General features: G+C 69.4%; 26 protein-coding genes. 10 read left to right on the top strand and 16 right to left on the bottom strand.

Going from position 1 to position 24,191, the window contains the following annotated elements:
* Window position 1 precedes the first annotated feature (1 nt).
* The gene (locus FHR20_RS03420; RefSeq protein WP_167298223.1) at window positions 2-1,936 is read right to left on the bottom strand and encodes a TonB-dependent siderophore receptor; all 1,935 of its coding nucleotides are present in this window, start codon (window positions 1,934-1,936) and stop codon (window positions 2-4) included.
* Between the two features lie 139 nt (window positions 1,937-2,075).
* On the opposite strand from FHR20_RS03420, the gene FHR20_RS23115 reads away from it, so the two are divergent.
* The 3 genes from FHR20_RS23115 (at window position 2,076) to FHR20_RS03405 (ending at window position 6,982) form a co-directional block, all read left to right on the top strand.
* Window positions 2,076-2,918: a LytTR family DNA-binding domain-containing protein gene (locus FHR20_RS23115; RefSeq protein ID WP_208413383.1), complete on the top strand. Its 843-nt coding sequence runs from the start codon at window positions 2,076-2,078 to the stop codon at window positions 2,916-2,918.
* A gap of 103 nt (window positions 2,919-3,021) precedes the next feature.
* Window positions 3,022-5,037 carry a hybrid sensor histidine kinase/response regulator gene (locus tag FHR20_RS03410; RefSeq protein WP_167298221.1) on the top strand — a complete coding sequence of 672 codons (2,016 nt, stop codon included), beginning with the start codon at window positions 3,022-3,024 and terminating at the stop codon, window positions 5,035-5,037.
* A 70-nt stretch (window positions 5,038-5,107) separates the two neighbouring features.
* Window positions 5,108-6,982, top strand: coding sequence for a M1 family metallopeptidase (locus tag FHR20_RS03405; RefSeq protein ID WP_167298220.1), 1,875 nt, complete (start codon window positions 5,108-5,110; stop codon window positions 6,980-6,982).
* A 152-nt stretch (window positions 6,983-7,134) separates the two neighbouring features.
* On the opposite strand, the gene FHR20_RS03400 is transcribed toward FHR20_RS03405, so the two are convergent.
* The 11 genes from FHR20_RS03400 to radA form a co-directional block, all read right to left on the bottom strand.
* Window positions 7,135-7,722: a class I SAM-dependent methyltransferase gene (locus tag FHR20_RS03400; protein WP_341786398.1), complete on the bottom strand. Its 588-nt coding sequence runs from the start codon at window positions 7,720-7,722 to the stop codon at window positions 7,135-7,137.
* 46 nt (window positions 7,723-7,768) lie between these two features.
* On the bottom strand, window positions 7,769-8,410 hold the full coding sequence (locus tag FHR20_RS22760) for an energy transducer TonB (protein WP_243857111.1): 642 nt from the start codon (window positions 8,408-8,410) through the stop codon (window positions 7,769-7,771).
* On the bottom strand, window positions 8,410-8,745 hold the full coding sequence (locus tag FHR20_RS03395) for a DUF423 domain-containing protein (protein WP_167298218.1): 336 nt from the start codon (window positions 8,743-8,745) through the stop codon (window positions 8,410-8,412). The genes FHR20_RS22760 and FHR20_RS03395 overlap by 1 nt, the downstream gene beginning before the upstream one ends.
* Window positions 8,742-9,119 (bottom strand): diacylglycerol kinase, encoded by a 378-nt coding sequence (locus FHR20_RS03390; RefSeq protein ID WP_167298217.1) that lies wholly within the window; start codon window positions 9,117-9,119, stop codon window positions 8,742-8,744. Before FHR20_RS03390 ends, FHR20_RS03395 begins: the two co-directional genes overlap by 4 nt.
* A complete protein-coding gene (locus FHR20_RS03385) occupies window positions 9,116-10,900 on the bottom strand; it encodes a monovalent cation:proton antiporter-2 (CPA2) family protein (protein ID WP_167298216.1) in 1,785 nt (594 codons plus the stop codon). Before FHR20_RS03385 ends, FHR20_RS03390 begins: the two co-directional genes overlap by 4 nt.
* Window positions 10,900-11,325, bottom strand: a complete 426-nt coding sequence (locus tag FHR20_RS03380) for an iron-sulfur cluster assembly scaffold protein (protein ID WP_167298215.1) — start codon at window positions 11,323-11,325, stop codon at window positions 10,900-10,902. Before FHR20_RS03380 ends, FHR20_RS03385 begins: the two co-directional genes overlap by 1 nt.
* Before the next feature lie 64 nt (window positions 11,326-11,389).
* On the bottom strand, window positions 11,390-11,866 hold the full coding sequence (locus FHR20_RS03375; protein WP_167298214.1) for a hypothetical protein: 477 nt from the start codon (window positions 11,864-11,866) through the stop codon (window positions 11,390-11,392).
* Window positions 11,863-12,423, bottom strand: coding sequence for a CvpA family protein (locus tag FHR20_RS03370; RefSeq protein WP_167298213.1), 561 nt, complete (start codon window positions 12,421-12,423; stop codon window positions 11,863-11,865). Before FHR20_RS03370 ends, FHR20_RS03375 begins: the two co-directional genes overlap by 4 nt.
* A 63-nt stretch (window positions 12,424-12,486) precedes the next feature.
* Window positions 12,487-13,050, bottom strand: a complete 564-nt coding sequence (locus tag FHR20_RS03365; protein ID WP_167298212.1) for a lipocalin family protein — start codon at window positions 13,048-13,050, stop codon at window positions 12,487-12,489.
* A gap of 41 nt (window positions 13,051-13,091) precedes the next feature.
* Window positions 13,092-13,643: a hypothetical protein gene (locus FHR20_RS03360; RefSeq protein WP_243857110.1), complete on the bottom strand. Its 552-nt coding sequence runs from the start codon at window positions 13,641-13,643 to the stop codon at window positions 13,092-13,094.
* Between the two features lie 86 nt (window positions 13,644-13,729).
* Entirely contained in the window at window positions 13,730-15,100 is a 1,371-nt protein-coding gene (gene radA, locus FHR20_RS03355; RefSeq protein ID WP_167298211.1) for a DNA repair protein RadA, read from the bottom strand.
* Window positions 15,101-15,279: 179 nt separating this feature from the next.
* Between radA and FHR20_RS03350 the strand changes: the two genes are divergently transcribed.
* Window positions 15,280-16,431 (top strand): glycosyltransferase family 4 protein, encoded by a 1,152-nt coding sequence (locus tag FHR20_RS03350; protein WP_167298210.1) that lies wholly within the window; start codon window positions 15,280-15,282, stop codon window positions 16,429-16,431.
* 45 nt (window positions 16,432-16,476) lie between these two features.
* On the opposite strand, the gene FHR20_RS03345 is transcribed toward FHR20_RS03350, so the two are convergent.
* Window positions 16,477-16,794, bottom strand: a complete 318-nt coding sequence (locus tag FHR20_RS03345) for a DUF2218 domain-containing protein (RefSeq protein WP_380926292.1) — start codon at window positions 16,792-16,794, stop codon at window positions 16,477-16,479.
* Between the two features lie 77 nt (window positions 16,795-16,871).
* A complete protein-coding gene (locus FHR20_RS03340) occupies window positions 16,872-17,468 on the bottom strand; it encodes a PadR family transcriptional regulator (protein ID WP_243857109.1) in 597 nt (198 codons plus the stop codon).
* A 252-nt stretch (window positions 17,469-17,720) separates the two neighbouring features.
* Between FHR20_RS03340 and FHR20_RS03335 the strand changes: the two genes are divergently transcribed.
* The 4 genes from FHR20_RS03335 (at window position 17,721) to FHR20_RS03320 (ending at window position 20,768) form a co-directional block, all read left to right on the top strand.
* A complete protein-coding gene (locus tag FHR20_RS03335) occupies window positions 17,721-19,058 on the top strand; it encodes a replication-associated recombination protein A (protein WP_167298208.1) in 1,338 nt (445 codons plus the stop codon).
* Entirely contained in the window at window positions 19,055-19,402 is a 348-nt protein-coding gene (locus FHR20_RS03330) for a hypothetical protein (protein WP_167298207.1), read from the top strand. Before FHR20_RS03335 ends, FHR20_RS03330 begins: the two co-directional genes overlap by 4 nt.
* 29 nt (window positions 19,403-19,431) lie before the next feature.
* Window positions 19,432-20,295 (top strand): hypothetical protein, encoded by an 864-nt coding sequence (locus FHR20_RS03325; protein ID WP_167298206.1) that lies wholly within the window; start codon window positions 19,432-19,434, stop codon window positions 20,293-20,295.
* Between the two features lie 119 nt (window positions 20,296-20,414).
* The gene (locus FHR20_RS03320) at window positions 20,415-20,768 is read left to right on the top strand and encodes a hypothetical protein (protein ID WP_167298205.1); all 354 of its coding nucleotides are present in this window, start codon (window positions 20,415-20,417) and stop codon (window positions 20,766-20,768) included.
* A gap of 8 nt (window positions 20,769-20,776) precedes the next feature.
* Here the strand turns inward: FHR20_RS03320 and FHR20_RS03315 are convergent, their stop codons facing one another.
* On the bottom strand, window positions 20,777-21,427 hold the full coding sequence (locus FHR20_RS03315) for a DsbA family oxidoreductase (RefSeq protein WP_167298204.1): 651 nt from the start codon (window positions 21,425-21,427) through the stop codon (window positions 20,777-20,779).
* A gap of 60 nt (window positions 21,428-21,487) precedes the next feature.
* The gene (locus FHR20_RS03310) at window positions 21,488-21,817 is read right to left on the bottom strand and encodes a hypothetical protein (protein WP_167298203.1); all 330 of its coding nucleotides are present in this window, start codon (window positions 21,815-21,817) and stop codon (window positions 21,488-21,490) included.
* Between the two features lie 185 nt (window positions 21,818-22,002).
* On the opposite strand from FHR20_RS03310, the gene FHR20_RS03305 reads away from it, so the two are divergent.
* Entirely contained in the window at window positions 22,003-22,380 is a 378-nt protein-coding gene (locus FHR20_RS03305) for a BlaI/MecI/CopY family transcriptional regulator (RefSeq protein WP_167298202.1), read from the top strand.
* Window positions 22,381-22,382: 2 nt separating this feature from the next.
* Window positions 22,383-24,110 carry a M56 family metallopeptidase gene (locus FHR20_RS03300; RefSeq protein ID WP_167298201.1) on the top strand — a complete coding sequence of 576 codons (1,728 nt, stop codon included), beginning with the start codon at window positions 22,383-22,385 and terminating at the stop codon, window positions 24,108-24,110.
* Window positions 24,111-24,191 lie beyond the last annotated feature (81 nt).

The raw sequence follows: 24,191 nt of genomic DNA, 5'->3' as shown, positions 1-24,191 counted from the left end.
CCTAGAGCGCACTGGTCAGCGTCAAGGTCAGCGTGCGCGGAGCGATCGGCGTGATCAGCCCCGAACTGGCCGGGTTCCAGGCGAAGCGATCGGTCAGGTTGGTCACGCGCGCGCGCAGCGTCACCGGATGGCCGCCAACCGCGAAGGCCTGGCGGAGCCCCAGGTTGAACAGCGCATAGCCGGGCAGCGCGACGCTGTTCTCGCGATCGGCATAGCGCGCGCCGCGGACGTTCACGCCGCCATCCACCGTCAGCCCCTCCACGCCGGGCACGCGCCAGGTGAGGTTGGCGAGCGCGGTCACGCGCGGCCGGCCGATCGGGCGGACGCCGATCACGCCGCGATCCACCAGCTCGCCGTCGATCCTGGCATCGAGCCAGGTCGCGCCCAGCACCGCATTCAGCCGCGACGTGAGCGGCCCGGCCAGCGACAGCTCCACGCCGCGATGGCGCACCGTGCCGACGAAATCGAACGCGCCCGCGGCATCGATGCCGGGCGTCGGCTTGGACAGGTCGAACAGGCCGGCGATCAGCGTCGGCCCGCCGGCAAAGCCGTATTTCAGCCCCAGCTCGGCCTGGCGCGAGATGGCGGCGGGAAGCACGGCGCCGCGATTGCTGGCATTGGCGGGCGCCACGCCCGCTTCCTCCAGCCCGCGCGCATAGCTGGCAAAGCCGGTGAGCCGGGAAGTGATCCCCACCGACAGCGCGCCGCCATAGAGCCAGGGCCGGGTCGTCTGCTCGGTCACCGTGCCGTCGAGTGCCCGGACGCGCTTGGCATATTCGACCCGTTGCGCGTCCAGGCGCAGTTCCGCCAGCGAGCCGATCGACAGGCGATAGCCAAGGCCGCCGGTCCATTGCCCGACATCGTCGCGCTTGCGGGCCGTGCCGAGCGCGACCGCAGGCCGGGCGATACGCGGCCGGTCGTTCACATCGGCATAGGTGCCGAGCGCAAAGGGCACGCCGGGATCGCTCTCCACCATCGAATCCCGCCGGCGGGCCATGGCGATGATGCGGTGGGTGAGATTTCCCGTGACGAACTGCTTGGCCGCGGTGACTTCGGCCGAGATCGAGTGGCGCGTCTCCGCGCCGAACAACAGGCCGCTCGCCACCGCCTCGCGGCCATTGCCGGTGAAGCGCAGCACGCTGTAGGCGCTATGGTCATAGGGTAGCGCATTGTAGAACAGCGAGGCGCCGAACCGCCAATCCTTGCCCGCATCCACATCCGCAAAGGCGCCGATCAGGTCGGATTCGTTGCGCGCGTCCATCCAGCTCTGGGTGCGGTTGGTCCAGCGCTTCACTTCGCGGGGCGCGCCGGCCGGATTGGCATAATAGGTATCGCCTTCGCGCGGGAACCAGTTGTGGCTCCACACGCCGGTGATCCGCACGCCCGGCGCCGGCGACCAGCGCGGAACGAGGCCGATCGCAGTGAAGTCGCCGGTCGTGCCGTCGGTATATTGCTGGGCGGGCGTGAGCTGGAGGGCGCCCGCCAACGACCAGCGTCCGTCGGCCGTGCCCGCCGCGCCGCGCAGCATCGCCACCGGCCCCGAACCGCCCCACCAGCCCGCCTCGATCGAAGCGCGCACGCCGGGCGCGGCGCCGGGCATCGTATATTGCACCACGCCGGAGGGAGCGGCGAAATCGGTCCGCAGGCCGTTGGCGCCGACACGGATCGCGGTGCCGCCGTTCAGCGGCTGGAGCATGCCGGCCACGCGAACATAATAATGGTCCTCGATCCGGTAGTTGCCGGCGGCCTGCAGGTCGAACCCGCGCACCTCGCTCTCCGAATAGAGCCCCACTTCCTCGATCCCGATCCGCCGGCCGAACGCATCGTCGGCGGCGCTGACCACATCGCCGCTCGCCGGCGGCTGCGGTGCCCGCACCGTCTGCGCATGGGCGGCGGGCGCCGCCAGAAGCGGCAGGCAGAATATCGAATGACGCATGACACGAACCCTCTTCCCAACCCGGCCGGATTGGCCGGCGCGGCTGCGGCGCGTGGAGCGGGCTGGGACGAATGGATCGCGGGCGTGACGAACGGCAGTTCGCGCGCGCGCGTTCGCGGGCTATCGTGCATGCATGGAAGTGACGGCGCGCGAGTCGATCTGGAACATCAGGATCCCGTTGAGCGCGGCGACCGCGTTCGCGCTGTTCGCCTTCCTGCTCGGCTATGGGATAGGCGGGCTGGAAGCGAATACGGGCAGCTTCGCCGCGGAGCATCCGGACGAGGCACGGCTGGCGCGGCTGCTCGTCTGGGGCGCCATGCTCACCATCGCCTGGGCGAGCCGCAAGCCGATGGAGGAGATATTGCAGGCGCCGAAGCGATCGCCCCTGCTGCTCGGCGCATTCGCCTTCGTGCCGGTAATGCTCACGGAACTGGCCGCATCGCGCTTCGCGATCGCCATTTCTCCCTATCAGCTTTGCGGGCCCAACGGACCGCCGCCGGTACCGGTCGACAATTTCCTTCCCCGCGCGATCGCGCTGGGCTCGACTGCATGGCTGTCGCTGATGGCCTGGAGACGCCACCTCGCCAACCGGCACGATCCCGATGCGGCGGACGCGCCGTTCGCCGAGCAGCCGCCGGCGCCGCCCGCACCGGCGAGCGCCGAACAATGGCTCAGCCTGCCCGAGGCACCCTTCCTGCGCGTGCGCGCCTGCGACGTCGCGCAGATCCGCTCGGCGGGGAACTATAGCGAGATCCTCGCCCATGGCCGCGTGCACCTCGTGCGCGCGCCGCTGTCCGAGCTGGCGGGGCGCTTCGCGGCGTTCGGGTTCATCCGCGTGCATCGCCAGATCGTCGTGAACCAGCACCACGTCTCGCAAATCTATCGCGAGGCGAGCGGCCGGCTCGCCGTGCAGCTCAGCTGCGGCGCCATCGTCCCGCTCGGCCGCAGCTATCGCACTGCCCTCGCCGCTTTCGCGCAGTGAATCATCCCCAGCTTTTCGGGAGCCGAATGGCGCCTGCCGCGTTGACTTGACGGCGGACGGCGATTTCGTTCGCGCAACGAAACAGACACTCTCCGGGGGACGGATGGCCACCGCGATCTCTCCAGCCACTTCGCTAGCAGCCTTTGGAGAATTGGGCCGACTGACGGCCGCGATCGGCGACGAATCGCCGCTGGGGCCCGCCGCCGGCTGGTCGAACGCGCTCCTCGCCTCGCTGCGCATGATGCTCCCCGCGCGCGCCGAGATCGTGATGTTCTGGGGCCCCGAATTCTGCGCACTCTACAACGAGGCCTATGCACCGACGATCGGCGACAAGCATCCGCGCGCGCTCGGCCAGTCGGCGCTGATATGGTGGGGCGAGCTCTGGGACGATCTCGGCCCGCTGCTTCAGGGCGTGCGCGACACCGGCGAGACCTTCTGGGCCAAGGACCGCCCCTTCTATATCGAGCGCGACCAGGGGCGCGGCGAGACCACCTATTTCGACATCAGCTATTCACCGGTGTTCGACGACGACGGGACGGTGGGCGGCGTGCTGTGCATCGTCAGCGAGACGACGGCCCGCGTACTCGCCGAACGCGAGGCGATCGCCGATCGCAACCGGCTATGGACGCTGGCGCGCGACCCGTTCCTGATCGCGGACAGCCACGGCGTATGGCGCAACGTCAGCCCCGCCTGGACCGAAATTCTCGGCTGGAACGCCGACGAGCTGGTCGGCCGCACCTCGGAATGGATGGAGCATCCCGACGACCGCAAACGCACCCGCGCGGAGCTGACCGGGCTGCAGCAGGGCGCACCCACGCTGCGCTTCGAGAACCGCTTCCGCGGCAAGGACGGCGACTATCGCTGGTTCAGCTGGACCGCAGTGCCCGAAGGCGACCTGCTCTATTGCGTGGCTCGCGACATCACTGCCGAGCGCCAGGCGGCCGAGGCCCTTGCCGCGGCCGAGGCGGCGCTGCGCCAGTCCCAGAAGATGGAGACGGTGGGCCAGCTGACCGGCGGCGTCGCGCACGATTTCAACAACCTGCTTCAGATCGTCACCGGCAATCTCGACATTCTCCAGCGCAACCTGCCGCCCGAGCAACCGCGGCTGGTGCGCGCAGTCGGCGCGGCGATGAACGGGGCGCAGCGCGCCGCGGTGCTCACCCAGCGCCTGCTGGCATTCTCGCGCCGCCAGCCGCTCGCGCCGAAGCGGATCGATCCGAACCGGCTGATCGCCGGCATGTCCGACCTGCTCCACCGCAGCCTGGGCGAGAGGATCGAAGTGGAGATCGTGCAGGCCGCGCGCGTCTGGCCGGCGGAAGTGGATGCGAACCAGCTGGAGAATGCGCTGCTCAACCTGGCGATCAACGCGCGCGACGCGATGCCGCAGGGCGGCAAGCTGACGATCGAGACTGCAAATACCCATCTCGACAGCCACTATGCCGCGCTCGATGCCGAGGTGTCGCCCGGCCAATATGTGCTGATCTGCGTATCCGACACCGGCACCGGCATGGATGAGGAAACGCTCGCCCATGCCTTCGAGCCCTTCTTCACCACCAAGGAAGTGGGACGCGGCACGGGCCTGGGCCTGTCGATGGTCTATGGCTTCATCAAGCAGTCGGGCGGGCATGTCCGCATCCATTCGGCGTGCGGCGACGGCACGGCCGTGCGGATCTACCTGCCCCGCTTCCACGGCACGGCGCGCGACACGGCGGCCCGTGCCCCGGCCCCCTCCGCACCGCAGGGCAATGCCCATGAGACGATCCTGGTGTGCGAGGACGACGAGAATGTCCGGGCCTATACGGTCGAGGTGCTGCGCGAGCTGGGCTATCGCGTGATCGAGGCGGGGGACGGCCCCACCGCGCTCGCCGCGATCGACGCCGCGCCGGAATCGATCGACCTGCTGTTCACCGACGTCGTGCTTCCCCGCGGCATGACCGGCGCGGTGCTCGCCAGCGAGGCGCATGCGAAGCGGCCGGATCTCAAGATCCTCTTCACTACCGGCTATGCCCGCAACGCGATCGTCCATCACGGCCGGCTCGATCCCGGCGTGCAGCTGCTGCCCAAGCCCTTCACCTATACCGACCTGGCGGCAAAGGTTCGCGAGATGCTCGACCAGTGACTCCCCGCATGAAAGGGAGAGGTGCTGCGCGTCGGTTGCCGTTCGTCCCCGATCCGCCTAGCACATCGGCATGCGCATCCTCCCCGCTCTCGCCGCCGCGATCGTGATCGCCGCGCCCGCCGCCGCCCAGACCGGCAAGCCCGCCCCGATCCTGACCGCGCCCGAAGCGAAGGACGCGTGGACCCATGCCGTGCCCGAAGTGGCGCGAGTCACGCATGTCGATCTGAACCTCGACGTCGATTTCGCCGGCAAGACGCTGTCCGGCGTCGCGACGCTCGACGTGCTCGCCGCTGCGGGCGCGAAGGAGATCGTGCTGGACGTCGACGACCTCGACGTGATCTCGGTCACGTGCCCCAAGGGTAAGCCGCTCCCCTTCGCGATCGGCCCGCGCGACAAGGAACTGGGCTCGGCGCTCACGGTGCAGCTCGAGGGCAACAAGCAGATCCTGATCCGCTACAAGACGCGGCCGGGCGCATCGGCGCTCCAGTGGCTCGCACCGGAGCTCACCGCCGGGAAGCGCAAGCCCTATCTGTTCAGCCAGGGCCAGCCGATCAACAACCGCAGCTGGATTCCCACCCAGGACAGCCCGGGCATCCGCCAGACCTGGTCGGCCACGCTCACCGTGCCCGCCGGCTTCGTCGCGGTGATGAGCGGCGACCGGCTCGACGGCGAGAAGGGCCAGGCCGCGCCGGACGGCAGGCGCAGGTTCCGCTTCCGGATGGACAAGCCGGTGCCGCCCTATCTCGTCGCGATGGCCGTGGGCGACCTCGCCTTCAAGGCGACCGGCAAGCGATCGGGCGTGTGGACCGAGCCTTCGATGCTCGATGCCGCGGCGCATGAGGTCGGCGATGTCGAGAAGATGATCGACGCGGCACAGGCACTTTACGGCCCCTATCGCTGGGGCCGCTACGACATGCTCGTGCTGCCGCCCAGCTTCCCCTATGGCGGCATGGAGAACCCCACCCTCACCTTCCTGACGCCGACGATCATCACCGGCGACCGCTCGAACACCGACGTCGTCGCGCACGAACTGGCGCACAGCTGGTCGGGCAATCTCGTCACCAACGCGACCTGGTCGGACAGCTGGCTCAACGAAGGCTTCACCACCTATTTCGAGAATCGGATCATGGAGGCGGTCTATGGCAAGGAGCGCGCCGCCATGTACGCCGATCTCGACTGGGACGGGCTGCAGCGCGACATCCGCGATGCCGGCGGCGGCGACGCGGCCACCACGCGCCTCCACGGCGATCCGGGCGCGACCTTCGGCCAGCTCGACTATTTCAAGGGCTCCACCTTCCTGCGCACGATCGAGGCGGCGGTGGGCCGGGCGAAATGGGACGCCTATCTGCGCGCCTATTTCGATCGCCACGCCTTCCAGCCGCAGACCACCGCCGGCTTCCTGGCGGACCTGCGCGCCAACCTGATCAGGGGCGACAAGGCGCTCGAGGCGAAGCTGGAGCTCGATCGCTGGGCCTATCGCCCGGGGCTGCCCGACAATGCCGTGCACGTGACTTCGGCAACGCTTGCCGCCGTCGACGCGAAGCTCGCGGCGTTCAACGCCGGCGGCCCGGCGAGCGCGGTGCAGCCCGCCGGCTGGGCGACCCAGCAATGGCTGCGCTTCCTGAACGGCCTCCCGCGCCAGCAGCCGCCCGCGCGCCTTGCGGAACTCGATGGAGCGCTCGGCCTCTCCACCTCGAACAATGCCTATGTCCGGTCGGCCTGGGCCGAACTGGCCATTGCCAATCGCTACGAGCCGGCACTCCCCGGGATCGAGGAATTCGTGAAGCGGGTCGGCCGTGGCCTGCTGATCTACCCGATCTACAAGGACCTGATGGCCCAGGGCGACTGGGGCAAGCCGATCGCCCTGCGCTTCTACGAAGGTGCCAAGGCAGGCTATCACCCGAATGCGGCAGCGGGCGTGGCGAAGATCGTCGGGGCGGAATAGCCTCCGCCACTATCCTGATGCAAATCCGTTGCCCCGGCCTGTCACCCTGGCCGTGCCGGGGTCGACGGTGCCGCGCCCACCGACTTGCCGCGCCTTGTCCATGGCCCGCCTTCCGGCGGATCCCCGCGCAAGGCCGGGAGGACGGTCGAGCGTCAGTCGAACGCGAACACCTCGGTGATCCGCATCGCGCCGCTATCCGTCTCGGCGAATCGATATTCCGCCAGTGCCCGCAGCCGTTCCAGCGGCAATGGCGCGCGGCGGGGATCGCCCACCAGCACCTCCGCCCCAGCCGCCCGGCAGCGGGCAAGGAAGGGCTCCACCCGCGACGCCGGCTCGGGATCGTAGAACACGTCCCCGGCCAACACGACATCCACCTCCGGCGCCGCCCCCCCGGTCAGATCGGCGTGCACCGTCTCGACTGCCACGCCGTTCGCCGCCGCATTCAGCGCAGCGGCCGCCAGCGCATAGGGGTCGATGTCCACCGCCAGCACCTTCGCCGCCCCGGCCTTCGCCGCCGCGATCGCCACCAGCCCCGAGCCGCAGCCCAGGTCGAGCACCCGCCGCCCGGCCACGACCTCCGGCCGGTCGAGCACGAACCGCGCCAGCGCCAGCCCGCCCAGCCAGTAATAGGCCCAATAGGGCGAGCCGAAGTCCCGATCCGCCGCCGCCAGCCGGCCAAGCCCGCTGGCGGGCACCGCCTTGTGCAGCGCGATCCCTGCAATGCCCGGCACCGGCAGCACGGGGAGGCGTGCCCGGATGAAATCGCTCGGGTTCAGGCGGGTCTTCCTATTCGCCAGTGTCGGGCGCCGGACAGCGTGCGGTCTCGCACCAGCGCCAGTCGAGATTGAACCAGCCGCGGGTCGGGCGTGGCTTGCCGCCGGGATCGAGCGCGGGAAGAAAGATCGCGCGCTCCACGAACAGCGGGCACATGTTGCCGGCCAGGGCCTGGGTGGTGTTGGTGCTCTCGATCCGGCAATTCTGCGGCCGGCCCTGCGCCGTGATGTCATAGGCGATGCGCACCTTGCCGGTGTTCACCTGCCTCCAGGCGATCGGCGGATAGTCCGAATAGCGGATCCAGCCGGCACGCCCAATCGGCACGGCACCGCCGAACTGCCGGTTGGAGGACCCCAGCTTCCAGCGCACGATCACCGAATAGTCGGCCGACACTGCCTGGCCCTTCTCGACTCGCGGTGGAAAGATGTCGCGCGCCGCGACAAGCTCGCAGCTGGCCCGCTTCAGCGGCGCCATCGCTCCGCCGCCCGGCGCGCTGCATCGGAGCGCGCCATCCGCCGAGACGCTCAGCTTCACCGCCACATCGCCTTCGAGCTTCTGTGCCAGTGCGTCGGCGGGATAGAGATCCGCGCCTGCATCGATCACCAGCGGCCCGGGATCGGCCGCGCCCAGCGCCAGGATCAGCAGCAATGCCATCAGCGTGCCCTCCACGCGCCCGCGGCCAGGCAGAGCCACCCCGCGATCAGCGCCGCGCCGCCAAGCGGCGTCACCGCGCCCAGCCAGCGCGGACCGCCCAGCGCCATCAGGTAGAGCGTCCCCGCGAACACCGCGCCGCCGATCACGAACAGCCAGGGCGAGATCCGCTCGCCCATCCGCACCGCGACCAGCGCCGCCACTGCATGGACCAGCTGGTAATGCCCGCCGGTCTTGAGCCATTCCGCCGCCTCGCCGCTCGCGCCGTGCGCGCCGAACGCCCCCGCCGCCACCGCCGCCGCGCCCGAAAGCGCCGCCAGCACCGTCACGATCCTCACAGCCCGATCTCCTCCAGGAAATGCGGCCCGCTCGCCGCCACCATCGCCACCGCCACGGCGAGCGCCGCGGCGCTCATCACCAGCACCGCGCCCGCCAGCATGTCCTTCGCGGCCTTGATCGACGGATGGACGCCGGGATGCAGCAGGTCGATCACCGCTTCCATCGCCGAATTGACCAGCTCCAATGCCAGCACGATCGCGCAGCAGACCGCGACCAGCGCCCACCAGACGGGCGCCGGCCTGAGCAGGAGCAGCGCGAGCAGGGCCATCGCCGCGAGGCGCGCCTGGCTGCGAAAGCTCGCCTCGCGCGCCCAGCCGGCGCGGATGCCGGCCAGCGCGAACCCCATCCGCGCGCGGAAGGGCCGCCCCTTCATCCCGAGGACTCGAGGTCGATCTCGATCGCGGCCGCCCTGCTCGCATGGGTGACCATGCCGTCGATTCCGGCCCGCAGGTCGCCGGTCTCGCGCTGCACGTCCAGCCGGGCATTGTCGCGGCGGCGATATTCCGCCTCGGTCCTGTCGATCTCCATCTGGTCGACGCCCACCGCCTGCATCGCCTGGCGCGCCATCATCACGGCGCTCTCGAGCACTTCGCGCACCACGCCGCCCACCGGCGCGCCCTTCATCTTGATCACGCTGCGCCGGTCATAGGCCCGCACGAACACCGTCGCCCTGGGGAAGGCGTAATGGACCGCTTCGAGGAACTCGGTGTCGATCTTGTCGCCATCGTTGCAGAACAGCACCAGCTCCGCCTCGGCCGCGCCCGCCTGGCGCAACATGTCGATGCGCAGGCCGTCGCCATAATAGACCTTCATGCCGAAATCATTTGCGGTCTGGATCATCTCCACATCGGTGTCGATGATGGTGACGGGGATGTCCTGCGAGAGCAGCATCTGCGCCACCGTCTGGCCGAAACGGCCATAGCCCACCACCACGGCATTGGCGCCCTCGTGCTGCGGCCCCTCGACGCCTTCCACGCTCGGCGCGGGCTCGGTCCGCAGCCGCTTGGTCGCCATCATCAGGAACGGCGTGGTCGCCATCGACAGGGTCACGATCGCGCCGAAGATGCTCGCCGCCTGCCCCTCGATCAGCATCGCCGACTGGGCCTGGGCGAACAGGACGAAGCCGAACTCGCCGCCCTGGCTGAGCAGGACGCCCAATGCGAAGGCCTGGCGCCGCGGCATGCCGAACGCCATGCCCAGCCCCATGATGATCGCGGCCTTGGCGGCAATCAGCGCCAGTGCCATGCCGACGACGAAGAACGGCCGCTCGGCGATCGCGTGGAGGTTCAGCGTCATGCCCACGGCGAGGAAGAACAACCCGAGCAGGATCGAGCGGAACGGCTCGACATCCGCCTCCAGCTCGTGGCGATAGGGCGAATCGGCCAGCATCACGCCCGCGATGAATGCGCCCAGCGCCGCGGAAAGCCCCAGCGCCTCCATGATCGCCGCGGCCGCGATCACCGTGAACAGCCCGGCGAAGATGAACATCTCGCGCTCGCCGAGATTGCCGATCAGCCGGAACAGCGGGCGCAACAGATAGCGGCCGGCCAGGATCAGGCCGATGATCGCCAGCACGGTATAGACGCCGAGCAGCCAGCCGGGGGTGCTGCTCTGATGTTGCGGGTTGCGCGAGAGCGCAGCCACGATGGTGATCAGCGGGACGATCGAGAGGTCCTGGAACAGCAGGATCGCGAAGGCGCGCTCGCCGAGCGGGGTGCGCAGGCGCCCCGCCGATTGCAGCATCGGCAGCACCTGCGCGGTCGAGGACAGCGCCAGCGGCAGGCCGAGCGCGAGCGCCGCGCCGATCGAACTGCCCGTAGCCAGCCACACCATGCCCGCGATCACCAGGCCGCAGATCACCACCTGGAGCAGGCCGAGCCCGAAGATGTCGCGCCGCATCCGCCACAATCGCGAGGGGCTGAGTTCCAGGCCGACCAGGAAGAGCAGCAGCGCGATGCCCAGTTCGGCGATGCCCATCTTGCTCTCGGCATCGCCGACCAGCCCGAGCACCTGCGGCCCGACGATCGCACCGGCGACCAGATAGCCCAGCGTGGCGCCAAGCCCGAACCGGCGGAACACCAGCACGAAGACCAGCGCGAAACCGAGCAGCGGCACATATTCGCCGAGCAGCGAAGCCTCGTTGGCGTGCTCCATCAGCCGCGCGCCCGCCGGGCGGCCTCGGCCGCCGCCTCGAAAGCGAGCAGGATCGCCGGATGGCGCCCGCGATGCTCCAGTGCCGGCGCGAACAGGTCGAGCCCCGGCCAGTCGGGCGGCGTGGCGCGTGCGCCGGACAGCCAGCCGGCAAGATCGTCGCGCGCGGTTTCGAGCTCCTGCGGCGAACGGCCGACGGCATGCGCCTCCATCAGCGCCGCCGATGCCTGGCCGAGCGCACAGGCGCGCACTACCATGCCGATCGCGGCAATCCGCCCGTCCTCGTCCAGGTTCACGTCGACGGTGACGCGGCTCCCGCAGACCGGGGAGCGTTTCTCGGACGACGCCATCGCGCCTTCCAGCCGCGCCTCGAACGGCACGGAAGCCGCCAGGCGCAATATCTCGGTGTTGTAGAGCGGCGCGTTCATCTCGTTCCGACTTAGGGGAGAGGCGCGCGAAGTGCGACCCCCTGATGCATGGAATTCGCCCGGTTCACATGTCGAATTCGAAGAACCAGACCGTGGCCAGCCCCTTCTCCGCCCGCAGCACCAGCGCTCCGCCGCGCGCCTCCTGCGTCTCGATCTTCGTGCCCTCGGCATCGGTCGGCAGATGGGCCGGCCACCACGGCATGGGCGGCGACAAGGGGCCGCCTGCGCTCCCGTCGAATGGATCGCGTCCCGGCCGCAGCGTCCCTCCACCCAGCACCGTGGCGGCAAACCGCCGGGCTTCCGCCTCGGGCAGCTCGAAACGCATCCAGTGCCGGCAATCGACGCCGCATTGCTCGTAGTAATGAAGGTGCCGGGCATCCGCCGGCAGCGTGCCGGGGCCGGTGAAGCGGATACGCGCGCGATCCGCATCGGCCACTTCGTCGGCCGGCGGAGTCCTGATGCACGCCCGGCAGAAATCGAGCGGCGAGTCGCAGCCAGCGAGCGCCAGCAGCGCCAGCGCCGCGGCCGCCCGCCGGCTCATTGCGCGTTGCCGGCGGCTCCGGTGCCGTTGTCGACCTCATCCCCGAACACCGGCTCGCCCTTGCGGCGCCGATCGACGAAATCGGCGATGCTGGCGCTGGTGGCGTTGAGCAGCGGATAGGTGGTCGATTTCGTGATCCATTGCGGCCGATTGGCCGGGCCGCCGCTCACCGTGTCGAACAGCAGCACGATCAGCAGGAAGCCGATGCTGACCAGGATCAGGCCCTTGAGCGCGCCGAAACCCAGGCCCAGGGCACGGTCGATCGGGCCAAGGAAGCTCTCGCGGGTTCGCGAGCCGATCGCGCGGGCGAGCAGCCGTCCGCCGAAATAGGTGACGCCGGTCAGGATCACGAAGGCGAGCACCGCCCCGCCCTGCTCGGTGCCGACCACCCCGGCCAGCGCCGCGGCGAGCGGCGTGTGGAACAGCTTGAGCGCGAGCACGATCAGCAGCCACGCGACCAGCGCCAGCACTTCGGTGACGAAGCCGCGCAGGAAGCCCAGCACGGCGGCGCCGCCGATCGCGAACAGCACGATGATGTCGAGCCCGGTCAAAGTCATTGGAACACGTCCCTCCCCGGGGACGGCCTATAGCGGAGGATGGATGGGAAACGGGAGAGGAAATCAGCCCTGCCGGGTGATCCGCAGCGCCCAGCGGTCATAGCCGAGCTCCTCGACGCGCTTCATGATCGCCTGCGCCAGCGCCGAGGAGGGCACCGCCTCGCGGCACAGCACCCATAGATAGCGCCCGCTCGGTTCGCCGACGATCGACCATGCATACTCCTCGTCATGATCGAGGATCCAATAGTCGCCGGTGTAGAGCGGACCGAAGAACGAGACCTTGAGCTTGGCGTTGGTCGCCTCGTCGGCGACGACGGCCTTGCCCTCGGAGACGCTGCGGTCGCCGGCCGGCCAGCCCTGGGTGCCGCTGTTGGTCACGCTGATCTTGCCGTCCTCGAGCAGCGCATATTCGGCGGTCACGGCGTCCAGGCCCTTCTCGAAGCGGTTCTCGTGCCGCGCCAGCTCGTACCATTTGCCGAGATAGCGCGTGAGATCGACCGGCCGCGCCGGCTCGGGCACCTTCTTGTTGATCACCGGCGGGCGGGTGGCGCGCGAATAGAGGAAGAGGCCGCCGATCGCGGCGACCGCGACTCCCGAGGCGATGGAAATGGCAGTGCTTCGCTTCATTCCGTCAATGTGGGGCGTAAGGCGCGGAAAGGATAGCCCTCTCAATGATAGGGCGTGCAGCTCCGCTCCCTCTGGTTCCACGGCGGGATGATCCGCACCCGGCGCTTGCCGTAATAGCTGAGGTCCATCGACACGCGCACCGGCACGCCCTTGCGGGTGTAGATGTCCTGGTCGCCCCATCGCTCGTTGCCGGTCTCGCAATGCATCCAGCCCCGCCGCTGCAGTGCCTCGACCAGCTTGTAGATCTCCTTCTGGTCCCCGTTCCGCCACAGGGTCAGGTGGTCGAAGCCGCCGCGCCCGTCGCTGCCGATCAGGTCGATGGCCGCGTCATAGGGGCCTTCGCCCGCCACCATCAGCCCCGCGCGGCGGCAGCGCGCGCGGAACGCGTCGATCTTGACGCATTCGGTGAAGCCGGCGCGCCGCGCATCCGCCGCACTGCCGCTCACCGGCAAGCCTTCGAACGCAAGCGATGGCGGCGGGGTGCGGGCGGGCTCGGCGCCTGCCCACAGGATCGCCCCCATCAGCGCCACGGCGCAGGATGTCGGCACCAGCATCCCGGGGCGCGCCCATTCGCCGGCCAATTCTCGCAACATCGATCGCCCCGCCAATCTGCTTGCGATACGATATTCTATAGCCTGGCAAGCGATTGCAACCCCTTGGCAATTGACGGAGCCGCGCCCTAACGCCCCAGCAGATGATCGACGCACTGGCCGAGCGACTTGAACCCCGCCAGTTGCAGCCCTCCCTTGTCCTTCGCCTGCACGGCGGGGGCGAGCGCGCGGCCGAAGCCCAGCTTCGCCGCCTCGCGGCAGCGCAGCGCGCCATGTGCCACGGGGCGCACTTCGCCCGACAGCGCGATCTCGCCGAACACCACGGCGTCCGCCGCGATCGGCCGTTCGGCCAGCGCCGAGACGAGCGCCGCCGCCACCGCCAGATCCGCCGCCGGGTCCTGCACCCGGTAGCCGCCGGCGATGTTGAGATAGACTTCGCAGGTCGAGAAGCTGAGCCCGCAGCGCGCCTCCAGCACCGCGAGGATCATCGCCAGCCGCCCGCTGTCCCAGCCGACCACCGCGCGCCGCGGCGTCGCGCCGCTCGCCAGCCGCACGGTGAGCGCCTGCACTTCGATCAGCACCGGCCGGGTTCCCTCCAGCGCGGGGAACACCACCGTGCCGGTCACATTCTCGTTGCGCGACGTGAGGAACAGCGACGAGGGGTTGGAGACTTCCTCCAGCCCCTCGGTCTGCATCGCGAATACGCCGATCTCGTCGGTGCCGCCGAAGCGGTTCTTCACCGCGCGCAGGATGCGGTACTGGTGGCTGCGCTCGCCCTCGAACGCCAGCACCGTGTCGACCATGTGCTCGAGCACGCGCGGGCCGGCGATGCTGCCGTCCTTGGTGACATGGCCGACCAGCACCAGCGCGGTGCCGCGCTCCTTGGCGAAGCGGATCAGTTCGCCCGAGGCGGCACGCACCTGGCTCACCGTGCCCGGTGCGCCTTCGATCAGGTCCGAATGCATCGTCTGGATCGAATCGATGATCAGCAGCGCGGGCGGCGCGCCCTCGCCCAGCGTGGTCAGGATGTCGCGCACCGAAGTCGCCGCGGCGAGCATCACCGGCGCCTTGCCCAGGCCCAGCCGCCGCGCGCGCAGCCGCACCTGGTCGGCCGCTTCCTCTCCCGAGACATAGGCGACGGAGAGCCCCCGCGAAGCGATCTTGGCCGCCGCCTGGAGCAGCAGCGTCGACTTGCCGATGCCGGGATCGCCGCCGATCAACGTGGCGGAGCCCTCGACGAAGCCGCCGCCCAGCGCGCGGTCGAACTCGGCGATGCCGGTCGAGGTGCGCTCGGGCAGCGCGATATCGGTGTTGAGCCCGGTCAGCTGGATCGCCCGCCCGCCGGACTGGAGGTTGTGGCGGGCCTGGAACGGCGTCACCACCGCCCCGGCATCCTCCACCATCTGGTTCCACTCGCCGCAATCGCCGCATTGCCCCGCCCATTGCGAGGAGACCGAGCCGCAGGCCTGGCAGACATAACGCTTCTTGAGTTTCGCCATGCCCGCGAGACTAGCGAGAGAACAAGATAGGAACAAGCCTGGAAACGCCCGTTCGCCGGGCGACGGGGGCGGGGCCGGGACCCTGCACGCAATACCGACGGTTTCTCCACCCCTCCTCCACAAGGGAGAACTATGCGCCAAGGTTGCCCCCCGGGCCCGCGGGCGGTATCGCGCGCGCCATGAAGCCTACCGACCTCCGCGTCGCGCTGTTCAGCGGCAACTATAACTACGTCCGCGACGGTGCGAACCAGGCGCTCAACCTGCTCGTCGGCTATCTGCTCGATCAGGGCGTGAAGGTCCGCGTCTATTCGCCGACCACCGACACGCCCGCCTTCCCGCCGACGGGCGATCTGGTGAGCGTGCCCGCGCTGCCCGTGCCGGGCGGGCGCGACGAGTACAAGTTCGCCAAGGGCATCAAGGCGGTGCTGCCCGACCTAGAGGCCTTCGCCCCCAATCTCGTCCATGTCTCCGCGCCCGAGATACTCGGCCACCGCGCAGTCACCTGGGCGCGCCGGAACAACATCGCTTCGGTCGCCTCGGTCCATACCCGGTTCGAGACCTATCCCGCTTATTATCATATCGGCTTCGTCACGCCGCTGCTGATCTGGACGCTCACGCGCTTCTACAACCGGTTCGACACCGTGATGCCCACGGGGCGCGGCATGGAGGAGCTGCTGCGCAGCTGGGGCGTCGAGCGGCCGATGCAGATCTGGTCGCGCGGCGTGAATCACGATCGCTTCAATCCGGGCCGGCGCAGCCTCGAATGGCGGCGCGCCCTCGGCATCGCGGATGACGAAGTCGCCGTGAGCTTCCTCGGCCGGCTGGTGCTGGAAAAGGGGCTCGACATCTTCGCCGAAGTGGTCGGCGAGTTGCAGCGGCGCGGCGTGAAGCATCGCGTGCTGGTGATCGGCAAGGGCCCCGCGCAGCAATGGTTCGCCGATCGCGTGCCCGACGCGGTGTTCGCCGGCTTCCAGGCGGGCGACGATCTGGGGCGTGCGGTCGCTTCGATGGACGTCTTCTTCAACCCCTCCCTCACCGAGAGCTTCGGCAACGTCACGCTGGAGGCAATGGCCGCCGGCGTGGCCGTGGTCGCCGCCAACGCGGTCGGTCCGGTCGGCATGGTGGAGGAGAATGTGAGCGGCCTGCTGGTCGATCCCGGCAAGGGCGCGGTGGGCCGCTATGCCGATGCGATCCAGCATTATTGCGAGAACCATGCCGCGCGGAAAGCCGCGGGCGCGGCCGGGCATGCGATCGCCGAGACCTATCAATGGGACGCGATCAACCAGAAGGTGCTCGACGCCTATCTCGAGGCGATCGCGCGGCGAGGGTGAGAAAGTGCGGGGACGCGGAAGCGATGCGAGTCCCCGCCTCAGGCGTCACTTCCACGCATATCGCAGCCCGTCCTCGCGAAAGGCGAACCGGTCGAGATGGCGCTCCACCGCCCCCTTCAGCCCCTCGAGCTGCTCGGGCGAGCTGGCGTCGATGCGGATGTCGAGCCCGGTCTCGGCGACGTTGAAGGTCACCACCGCGTCGCCGGGATGGTCCGCGCCGCGCGCATCCTTCGGGAAGATCACCGTGCCGTTCTCCGGCGTGAACTCCACCTGAAGGCTGTGCTCCCAATGCTTGCACAGCTGCTGCAGATAGCGGCTGGCATGTGCGGTGGGGGCCAGCGTCTCGGCCGAAAACAGAGTCATGGTCATGCGCTTCGTCTCCATCGGCGGCGGCACGATCCCGAGCCGCCGCCTCAGCATTTCAATCCGCGGCACCGGGCTCAGAGCCGCTCGATCTTCCGCGCCGCCTCGTCGAGGATCTCCGCGACGCCGTGCAGCATGTCGGCATCGACGCTTTCACCCGCAAGACGTTCCTGCAGCACGGCACGCAGATTGCCCATCGCGCGGCGGATCGGGCCGCCATGGGACCGCTCGCGCAGCCCCGCCAGTTGCTGGAGCCGCTCGAACAGCGCCGCCACTTCCTCGGTCCGCTCGGCGAGATGCGCCGTGCCCGCCTCGGTGATCGCGAACTGCTTCTTGGCGCCTTCGCTCTTGCTCTCCTCGATCAGGCCCATGTCGTCGAGCATGGTGAGGGTCGGATAGACCACGCCCGGGCTGGGGGCATAGGCGCCGCCCGAACGCTCCTCGATCTCGCGGATCAGGTCATAGCCATGGCGCGGCTGTTCCTCGATCAGCTTGAGGAGGATGAGGCGCAGCTCGGTGCCGTCGAACATGCGGCGTCGACCGCCCCGTTCCCCGCGCTCGCCAAAGCCGCCGCGCCCCATGCCCCATCCGATGATGAAGTCCGGCGCGCCGCCGCCAAAGCCGCCGCGGCGGCCGAAATGCATGCCGCGATGGCCGCAATGATGATGTCGCATAATATCTCCTGTACGACTCGTGATTGCTCTAAGATATATCTTAAATCACTCTTTACAAGCCTCGACGTTGACAATCCTGCTTGTTCCCGTATTGTTCCGTTATGCCTGTCAACCTTTCCTTCCCCGCGACCGCCCTGCGCGGGAAGACAGGGAAGCGCCGAGCCGCGCGCGATGATGTCGGGGCTTTCGTGACTTTCCGGCGCCGATATCCGCAGTGGGAAAACGGGCCCGCCGGGCCTATCTGTGCCGACGATGGCTGATCTTTTCGCGACCGAGGAACAGGCGCCGCACGCCCCCGAAAGTGCCGCCGGCCCGCTGGCCGACAGGCTGCGCCCGCAACGGCTCGAGGATGTCGTGGGGCAGGAGCATCTGACCGGTCCCGAAGGCGCGATCGGGCGGATGGTCGCGGCGGGCAAGCTCTCGTCGATCATCCTCTGGGGCCCGCCCGGCACCGGCAAGACCACGATCGCGCGCCTGCTCGCCGATGCGGTGGGCCTGCGCTTCGTCGCGATCAGCGCGGTCTTCTCGGGCGTCGCCGATCTCAAAAAGGTGTTCGCCGAGGCGAAGGAATATGCCCGGCTCGGCCGGCGCACGCTTCTGTTCGTGGACGAGATCCACCGGTTCAACCGCTCGCAGCAGGACGGCTTCCTGCCCTATGTCGAGGACGGCACCGTCACCCTGGTCGGCGCGACCACCGAGAACCCGTCGTTCGAGCTGAACGCGGCGTTGCTCAGCCGCGCGCAGGTGCTGATCCTCCGCAGGCTCGACCATGAGGCGCTCACGCTGCTGCTCGATCGCGGCGAGGCGCTGGAGGCGCGCCCCCTGCCCCTGACCCCCGAAGCGCGCGACGCGCTGGTGGCAAGCGCGGACGGCGACGGGCGCTTCCTGCTCAACCAGGCCGAGACTCTGTTCTCGGTACGGTTCGAGGCGCCGCTCGATCCCGCCGGCCTGTCGAACTTCCTCCAGCGCCGCGTCGCGGTCTACGACAAGGATCGCGAGGGGCATTACAACCTGATCTCCGCGCTGCACAAATCGGTGCGCGGCAGCGATCCCCAGGCGGCGCTCTATTATCTCGCCCGCATGCTCACTGCCGGCGAGGAACCGCTCTACGTGCTGCGCCGGCTGGTGCGCATGGCGGTGGAGGATATCGGCCTCGCCGATCCCAACGCGCTGGTCCAGTGCCTCGCGGCCAAGGACACCTATGAATTCCTCGGCTCTCCCGAAGGCGAGCTGGCGATCGCCCAGGCCTGTCTCTATGTCGCCACCGCGCCCAAATCGAACGCGGCCTATACCGCGCAGAAGGCGGCGTGGCGCGCGGCGAAGGAGACCGGCTCGCTGATGCCGCCGCAGAACATCCTCAACGCCCCCACCCGGCTGATGAAGGACATCGGCTATGGCAAGGGCTATACCTATGATCACGACGCCGAGGGCGGCTTCTCGGGCGACGATTACTGGCCCGAGGAGATGGCGCCGCAGACCTTCTACACCCCCACCGATCGCGGCCATGAGAAACGCATCGCCGAACGCATCGCCTGGTGGAACGAGATGCGCGAGCGGCGGCGGGACGACGGAAGGAAATCGGGCGAATGAAGGACTGGGAAGACGCCACTGCCTATGCCCTCACGCTGCCCGACGTGGTGATGGAGAAATGGTGGGGCACGCCCTGCCCCAAGATCAACGGCAAGGGCTTCATGTCGCCCGGGCGCGAGCAGGGCAGCTTCGGGCTGATGGTCACCAGCCCCGAGAAGGAGATCCTGTTCGAAACCGATCCGGAGACCTTCTGGCAGACCGCTCACTACGCCAATTATCCGATGCTGCTCGTGCGCTACGGAACCGACAGTCGCGAGCGGATCGAACTCTATATCCAGCGCGCCTGGTGGGACCGCGCGAAGAAGCCCCAGCGCATCGCGGCCGGAATGGCGGAGCGGCCATGAGCGCTCCTCCTTTCCTTCCGAGGAACTAGGTGCCCGCTTTCACCGATTTCATCGCGATCGACTGGTCGGGCCAGGCAGTCGAGCGGCCCAGGGGGCTCGCCGTGGCGCGCGCCGGGGCCGGCGCCGGTCCGCCCGAACTGGTCGAGCGCGCCTGGTCGCGCCAGGACACTGCCGACTGGCTCGCCGAACTGGCGGACGGCGGCACGCGGGCGCTGATCGGGCTCGACCTGTCCCCCGCCTTCCCGCTGGTCGACGAAGGCGCGTATTTTCCCGGCTGGGAACGCTCCCCGCCCGACGGACCCGCCTTGTGGAAGCTGGTCGACCAACTCTCCGCCGAAGACCCGCACCTTGCCGCCAGCAGCTTCGTGAGCCACCCGGAGGCGCGCCGCCATTTCCGCCGGAAGGGCGATTGCGGCGACCTCTTCCCGCCCGGCCGCGGCCGTTTTCGGGTGTGCGAGCATGGCCAGGCCGCGATGCGGCTATCGCCCTATAGCTGCTTCAACCTGGTCGGCGCGAGCCAGGTCGGGAAGTCGAGCCTGACGGGCATGCGCGTGCTGCACCGCCTCCGCGGGCAGGTGCCGATCTGGCCCTTCGATCCGCTGCCGGAGACAGGCCCGGTGCTGGTGGAAATCTACACCGCGCTCGCGGCCCGGGCCGCAGGCATGCGCAAGGGCATCTCCAAGATCCGCGACGCCGCGACGCTGGACGGGATGCTGGCCGCGCTCGGCTCCCGAGCCCATGCGCCGCTCACCCGCTATGACGATCACGCCACCGATGCGATGCTCGGCGCGGCCTGGCTGCGGCATGTCGCCGGCCGGCCGGAACTCTGGACGCCTGCCGGCCTGACGCCGGAACTGGCCCGCACCGAAGGCTGGACCTTCGGCGTCCCCTGAGCCGTCATTGATCGCGGCCAGGCGCATTTTCGTCGCATGGGCGATGTGCGTGCGCCGCCGAGCCAGCAGCGTCCCCCAAAGGGCACCCGTCGCGGGGCCGTTCTCCAGGGAGCATTTGCATGCAGGCCGTCCTCCTCATCCTCTCCTGCCTCGCGGCGGCGCCGCAACAGGCGGCCAGACCGGCGCAACCGGCCGCCAAGACGCCGCCCGCCCCGACCGTGCTCAAGCTGCGCACCGGCATGAAGGTCTATTCGTCGGACGGCGTGCTCGTCGCGGAGACGGCGCACATTCCCTCGCCTGTCGGCTTCTACGAGCCCAACGCCAGCTTCTTCACCGCGCAGGAGCGGCCGTTCATGGAACGGCGCATCTATGCCCGCGAGGCCTGGCTGGACGGCGATGTGGTGCGGCTGCGGATGACCGCCGCGCAGTTCCGCGCACGCGGCCAGAACCCGCCGGGCGCACCCGGCTCATAGGCGCCCGCCTAGACGGGCTCGGCCGCGATCTGGCGGAGCGCCTGCTCGAAAGCCTCGGGCGGCTGGCCGCCCGAGATCAGCCATCGGTCGTCGATGACGATCGCGGGCACCGAGTGAATGCCACGTCCCTGCCAGAGCTGCTCGGCCTGGCGAACCTCCGCGGCATAGCGGCCCGAAGCGAGCACCTCACGCGCGGCCGCGCCGTCCAGCCCGGCCTTCTCCGCCGCGGCAACGAGCACGTCATGGTCCGACGGGTCGCGCTGGTCGGTGAAATAGGCTTCGAACAGCGCATGCTTCAGCGCCGCCTGGCCGCCCTCGATCGCCGCCCAGTGGAGCAGCCGGTGCGCATCGAACGTGTTGTAGATGCGGCTGTCGGCCGAACCGTTCATCGTGAAGCCCAGCGCCGCCGCGCGGTCGCGGATCATCTGGCGGTTCGCCGCCGATTGCTTGGGCGTGGAGCCATATTTCCGCGCGATGTGCTCGCCGATATTCTCGCCCTCGGGCGCCATGTCCGGGTTGAGCTCGAACGGCTGGAACCGGATCTGCGCGGCGACCAGGTCGCCGGTCCGGGCCAGGGCTTCTTCCAGGCCCTTCAGGCCGATGACGCACCAGGGGCAGGAGACGTCGGAGACGAAATCGATCTTTAGGGAGCGGGGCATCGGCAATCCTTGTGTCGGCATGTTCCGCCAAGATGGGAGCCGGGCGTCCCGATGCCAATGTCAGCCCCGCTTCAGCGCGTCCGCCCGCCGGAGATATTCGTCCGCCATCTCGAAGCGGATGCGCCGTACGCCGGGATCGTCGCTGTCGGCTGCCCGCGCGCGCTCCTCCCGCGCCCGGCGCTGCAGATAGGCGCGCTCATCCTCCGCCACTTCCGGCTCCGCCACCTTCGCCGGCAGTTCGGCCACGGCCCCGCGCTTCGGCTCGGTGGCCAGCGCCTCGTACATCGCCGCCAGGGTCAGGTGCTGTTCGCGAGCGGAACCCGTCAGTTCCGCCGCCATTTCGCGCTGGAGCGCCGCGCGGGCCTGGTAATAGTCGTGCTGCTTGTTCATCGCTGTCCCCGCTGCGCGAATGCAATTCTACGAGACCTTGCGCAAAAGCGAAGGTTTCCGGGCAGCAATGGTCGCTCGGGGGCGCCATTCCATCGCATATCCCGGCACCCTGCGCATGTCGCCGAAGGGGCTTGCATGCACTACAAATGTAGCGTAGACTACAAATGTAGCGTAAAGGGATTCTCATGCTGAACAACCTGCCGCCCCGCGAACGCCAGATCGTCGACCTGCTCTACGAGCGGGGTGCGATGGCGGTGTCCGACGTCTGCGACGCCCTGCCCGACAAGCTCTCCGCCTCGGCGGTCCGCGCGATGCTGACCCGGCTCGAGCAGAAGGGCGCGGTGCGGCGCGAACAGAGCGAGCGCGGCTATCTGTTCTCGCCCGTCGAGGCCGAGAGCAAGGCGAGCGTCAATGCGCTCGGTCATGTCGTGCGCACCTTCTTCAACGGTTCGACCACCCATGCCGCCAGCGCCCTGCTCGGCATGAGCGGGAAGCTGGACGAAAACGATCTCGACGAGCTGGAGGCGATGATCGCCGCGGCGCGCGCCAAGAAGGGAGCCTGACCATGACCGCGTTGCTCGGCCTCGTGCTCAAGTCGCTGGTGATCGCCGGCATCACCCTGATCCTGCTCCGCCTCACCCGCAGCCGTTCGGCGGCGGAACGCTCGCTGATCGCGCATCTTGGCCTGGCCGGGTTGGTGATCCTGCCGCTGGCCACGCTGGTGCTGCCGTCCATGCGCCTGCCGATGCCCGAATTTGTCCAGAGCGGATTCGAGGCGCCGGCCGCCCAGGTCACGCGCCCGCTGGCCGCGAAGCCGTCGATCGCCGACGGGGCGCCTGCCGCATTGCCGTCGTCCCCCACCAGCGCCGCCGGGGCCCCTGCCGCCGCTCAGCCCTGGCTCACGCTGCCGCAGGGCTGGGAGCGCTATGCCTATGCCCTGCCCGTGCTGGCGCTGCTGCTGCTCACCATCGTCGCGCTGCTCCGCCTCGTCCGCCTACGCGCCGATGCCGAAGTCCTTGTCGACCCGGTCTGGCTGAGCGCGCTCGCCCATGCCCAGCGCCGCATGGGGATGAAGAGCGGCACCGCGCTGCTGGTGAGCGATGCCCTGCCCTCGCCCATCTCCTGGGGCCTTGCCCGCCCCACCATCCTGCTCAGCGCCGACGCGCTCGCCGCCACCGACGAGGCCGAAGCGATCATCGCGCACGAGCTGGCGCACGTCTCCGCGCTCGACTGGGCCAAGCTGATGCTCGCCCGCGTCGCCACCGCAATCCACTGGTTCAACCCGCTCGCCTGGCGGCTGGCACGCGAAGCGCACCAGCTGCGCGAGGAAGCCGCCGACGATGCCGTGCTCGCGGCGAACATCGATGCGCCCGACTATGCCCAGCTGCTCGTCCGCGTCGCCCGGCACGAGAGCAAGGGACTGCTGCTCGGCGCGCATGGCGTCGCGCCCGGCAAGGGCAGCCTCAAGCGCCGTGTCGGCCGCGTCCTCGACGCAACGCTGCCGCGCGGCCGCGCCCAGGGCTCGTGGATCGCCGGCTTCGGCGCGGGCATGCTGGTGATGGCCGCCCCGCTTGCCGCGCTGACCGTCGGCGCCGCCGAAAGCCACGACGCCGCCAAGCCCGTACGGGAGAGCAATGCCGGCACGCGCCTGGCGGCGAGCCCGGTCGCCGCGCCCGCCACGTCGCCTGCCGCCCATGCGGCCCCGACCCCGGCTCCGGCGGCCACCGAACGCGCGCCCGCCCTTGCCGCGGCCACTCCCACGCCGGTAGCCGCCCTCGCCCAGGCCGATCCCCGCCAGGATCGCGACGCCCGGAACGACGACGGCCGCGACCGCGAACTCCATGCGATCATCGGCGCCCGCGCGGTCGGCGTCACGCCCGAATATATCGAGGCGATCCGCCGCGCCGCGCCGCAGCTCGGCCCGATCAGCCTCGACGACGCGACCAGCATGCGCGCCGTCGGCGTGACGCCGGAATATGTCCAGGCGATGATGTCCACCGGCCTGCGCATCCGATCGTTCGACGACATCGTCTCGGCCCGGGCGGTGGGCGTGAATCCCGACTATGTCCGCAGCCTGGTGTCGGCCGGCTTCCGCGGCCAGCTGGACGATTATGTCGCGCTCGCCGGCATGGGCGTGAGCGCCGACGATGTCCGCCGCCTGCGCAGCGCCGGCATGCCGGTCGAGATCGACACGCTCGCTCTCACCCGCAACGGCCGCAAGCGCGGTCCCAACCCCAATCCGCGGCCCAATCCGAATCCGCATCCCGATCCGGACCCCAATCCCGACAACTAAGCCCGCCCTTTCACCTGCCCATTGCCGAAGCGCCAACGCCCCGTCCGGGGCGGACGCCCCCGGCTTGCCCGTTGCACTAGG

It is taken from the genome of Sphingomonas leidyi (genome assembly GCF_011761945.1).
GTDB lineage: Bacteria > Pseudomonadota > Alphaproteobacteria > Sphingomonadales > Sphingomonadaceae > Sphingomonas > Sphingomonas leidyi.
Note: the sequence above shows the minus strand (reverse complement) of the source record. Positions and strands in the feature narration are given on the sequence as shown.

Excerpts from the sequence above, each read along its gene's own strand:
- FHR20_RS03420 (WP_167298223.1), bottom strand. The coding sequence starts at position 1,936 with ATGCGTCATTCGATATTCTGCCTGCCGCTTCTGGCGGCGCCCGCCGCC.
- FHR20_RS03410 (WP_167298221.1), top strand. The coding sequence starts at position 3,022 with ATGGCCACCGCGATCTCTCCAGCCACTTCGCTAGCAGCCTTTGGAGAA.
- FHR20_RS03405 (WP_167298220.1), top strand. The coding sequence starts at position 5,108 with ATGCGCATCCTCCCCGCTCTCGCCGCCGCGATCGTGATCGCCGCGCCC.
- FHR20_RS22760 (WP_243857111.1), bottom strand. The coding sequence starts at position 8,410 with ATGGCATTGCTGCTGATCCTGGCGCTGGGCGCGGCCGATCCCGGGCCG.
- FHR20_RS03390 (WP_167298217.1), bottom strand. The coding sequence starts at position 9,119 with ATGAAGGGGCGGCCCTTCCGCGCGCGGATGGGGTTCGCGCTGGCCGGC.
- FHR20_RS03385 (WP_167298216.1), bottom strand. The coding sequence starts at position 10,900 with ATGGAGCACGCCAACGAGGCTTCGCTGCTCGGCGAATATGTGCCGCTG.
- FHR20_RS03380 (WP_167298215.1), bottom strand. The coding sequence starts at position 11,325 with ATGAACGCGCCGCTCTACAACACCGAGATATTGCGCCTGGCGGCTTCC.
- FHR20_RS03375 (WP_167298214.1), bottom strand. The coding sequence starts at position 11,866 with ATGAGCCGGCGGGCGGCCGCGGCGCTGGCGCTGCTGGCGCTCGCTGGC.
- FHR20_RS03370 (WP_167298213.1), bottom strand. The coding sequence starts at position 12,423 with ATGACTTTGACCGGGCTCGACATCATCGTGCTGTTCGCGATCGGCGGC.
- FHR20_RS03365 (WP_167298212.1), bottom strand. The coding sequence starts at position 13,050 with ATGAAGCGAAGCACTGCCATTTCCATCGCCTCGGGAGTCGCGGTCGCC.
- FHR20_RS03360 (WP_243857110.1), bottom strand. The coding sequence starts at position 13,643 with ATGTTGCGAGAATTGGCCGGCGAATGGGCGCGCCCCGGGATGCTGGTG.
- radA (WP_167298211.1), bottom strand. The coding sequence starts at position 15,100 with ATGGCGAAACTCAAGAAGCGTTATGTCTGCCAGGCCTGCGGCTCGGTC.
- FHR20_RS03350 (WP_167298210.1), top strand. The coding sequence starts at position 15,280 with ATGAAGCCTACCGACCTCCGCGTCGCGCTGTTCAGCGGCAACTATAAC.
- FHR20_RS03345 (WP_380926292.1), bottom strand. The coding sequence starts at position 16,794 with ATGACTCTGTTTTCGGCCGAGACGCTGGCCCCCACCGCACATGCCAGC.
- FHR20_RS03340 (WP_243857109.1), bottom strand. The coding sequence starts at position 17,468 with ATGCGACATCATCATTGCGGCCATCGCGGCATGCATTTCGGCCGCCGC.
- FHR20_RS03335 (WP_167298208.1), top strand. The coding sequence starts at position 17,721 with ATGGCTGATCTTTTCGCGACCGAGGAACAGGCGCCGCACGCCCCCGAA.
- FHR20_RS03330 (WP_167298207.1), top strand. The coding sequence starts at position 19,055 with ATGAAGGACTGGGAAGACGCCACTGCCTATGCCCTCACGCTGCCCGAC.
- FHR20_RS03320 (WP_167298205.1), top strand. The coding sequence starts at position 20,415 with ATGCAGGCCGTCCTCCTCATCCTCTCCTGCCTCGCGGCGGCGCCGCAA.
- FHR20_RS03315 (WP_167298204.1), bottom strand. The coding sequence starts at position 21,427 with ATGCCCCGCTCCCTAAAGATCGATTTCGTCTCCGACGTCTCCTGCCCC.
- FHR20_RS03310 (WP_167298203.1), bottom strand. The coding sequence starts at position 21,817 with ATGAACAAGCAGCACGACTATTACCAGGCCCGCGCGGCGCTCCAGCGC.
- FHR20_RS03305 (WP_167298202.1), top strand. The coding sequence starts at position 22,003 with ATGCTGAACAACCTGCCGCCCCGCGAACGCCAGATCGTCGACCTGCTC.
- FHR20_RS03300 (WP_167298201.1), top strand. The coding sequence starts at position 22,383 with ATGACCGCGTTGCTCGGCCTCGTGCTCAAGTCGCTGGTGATCGCCGGC.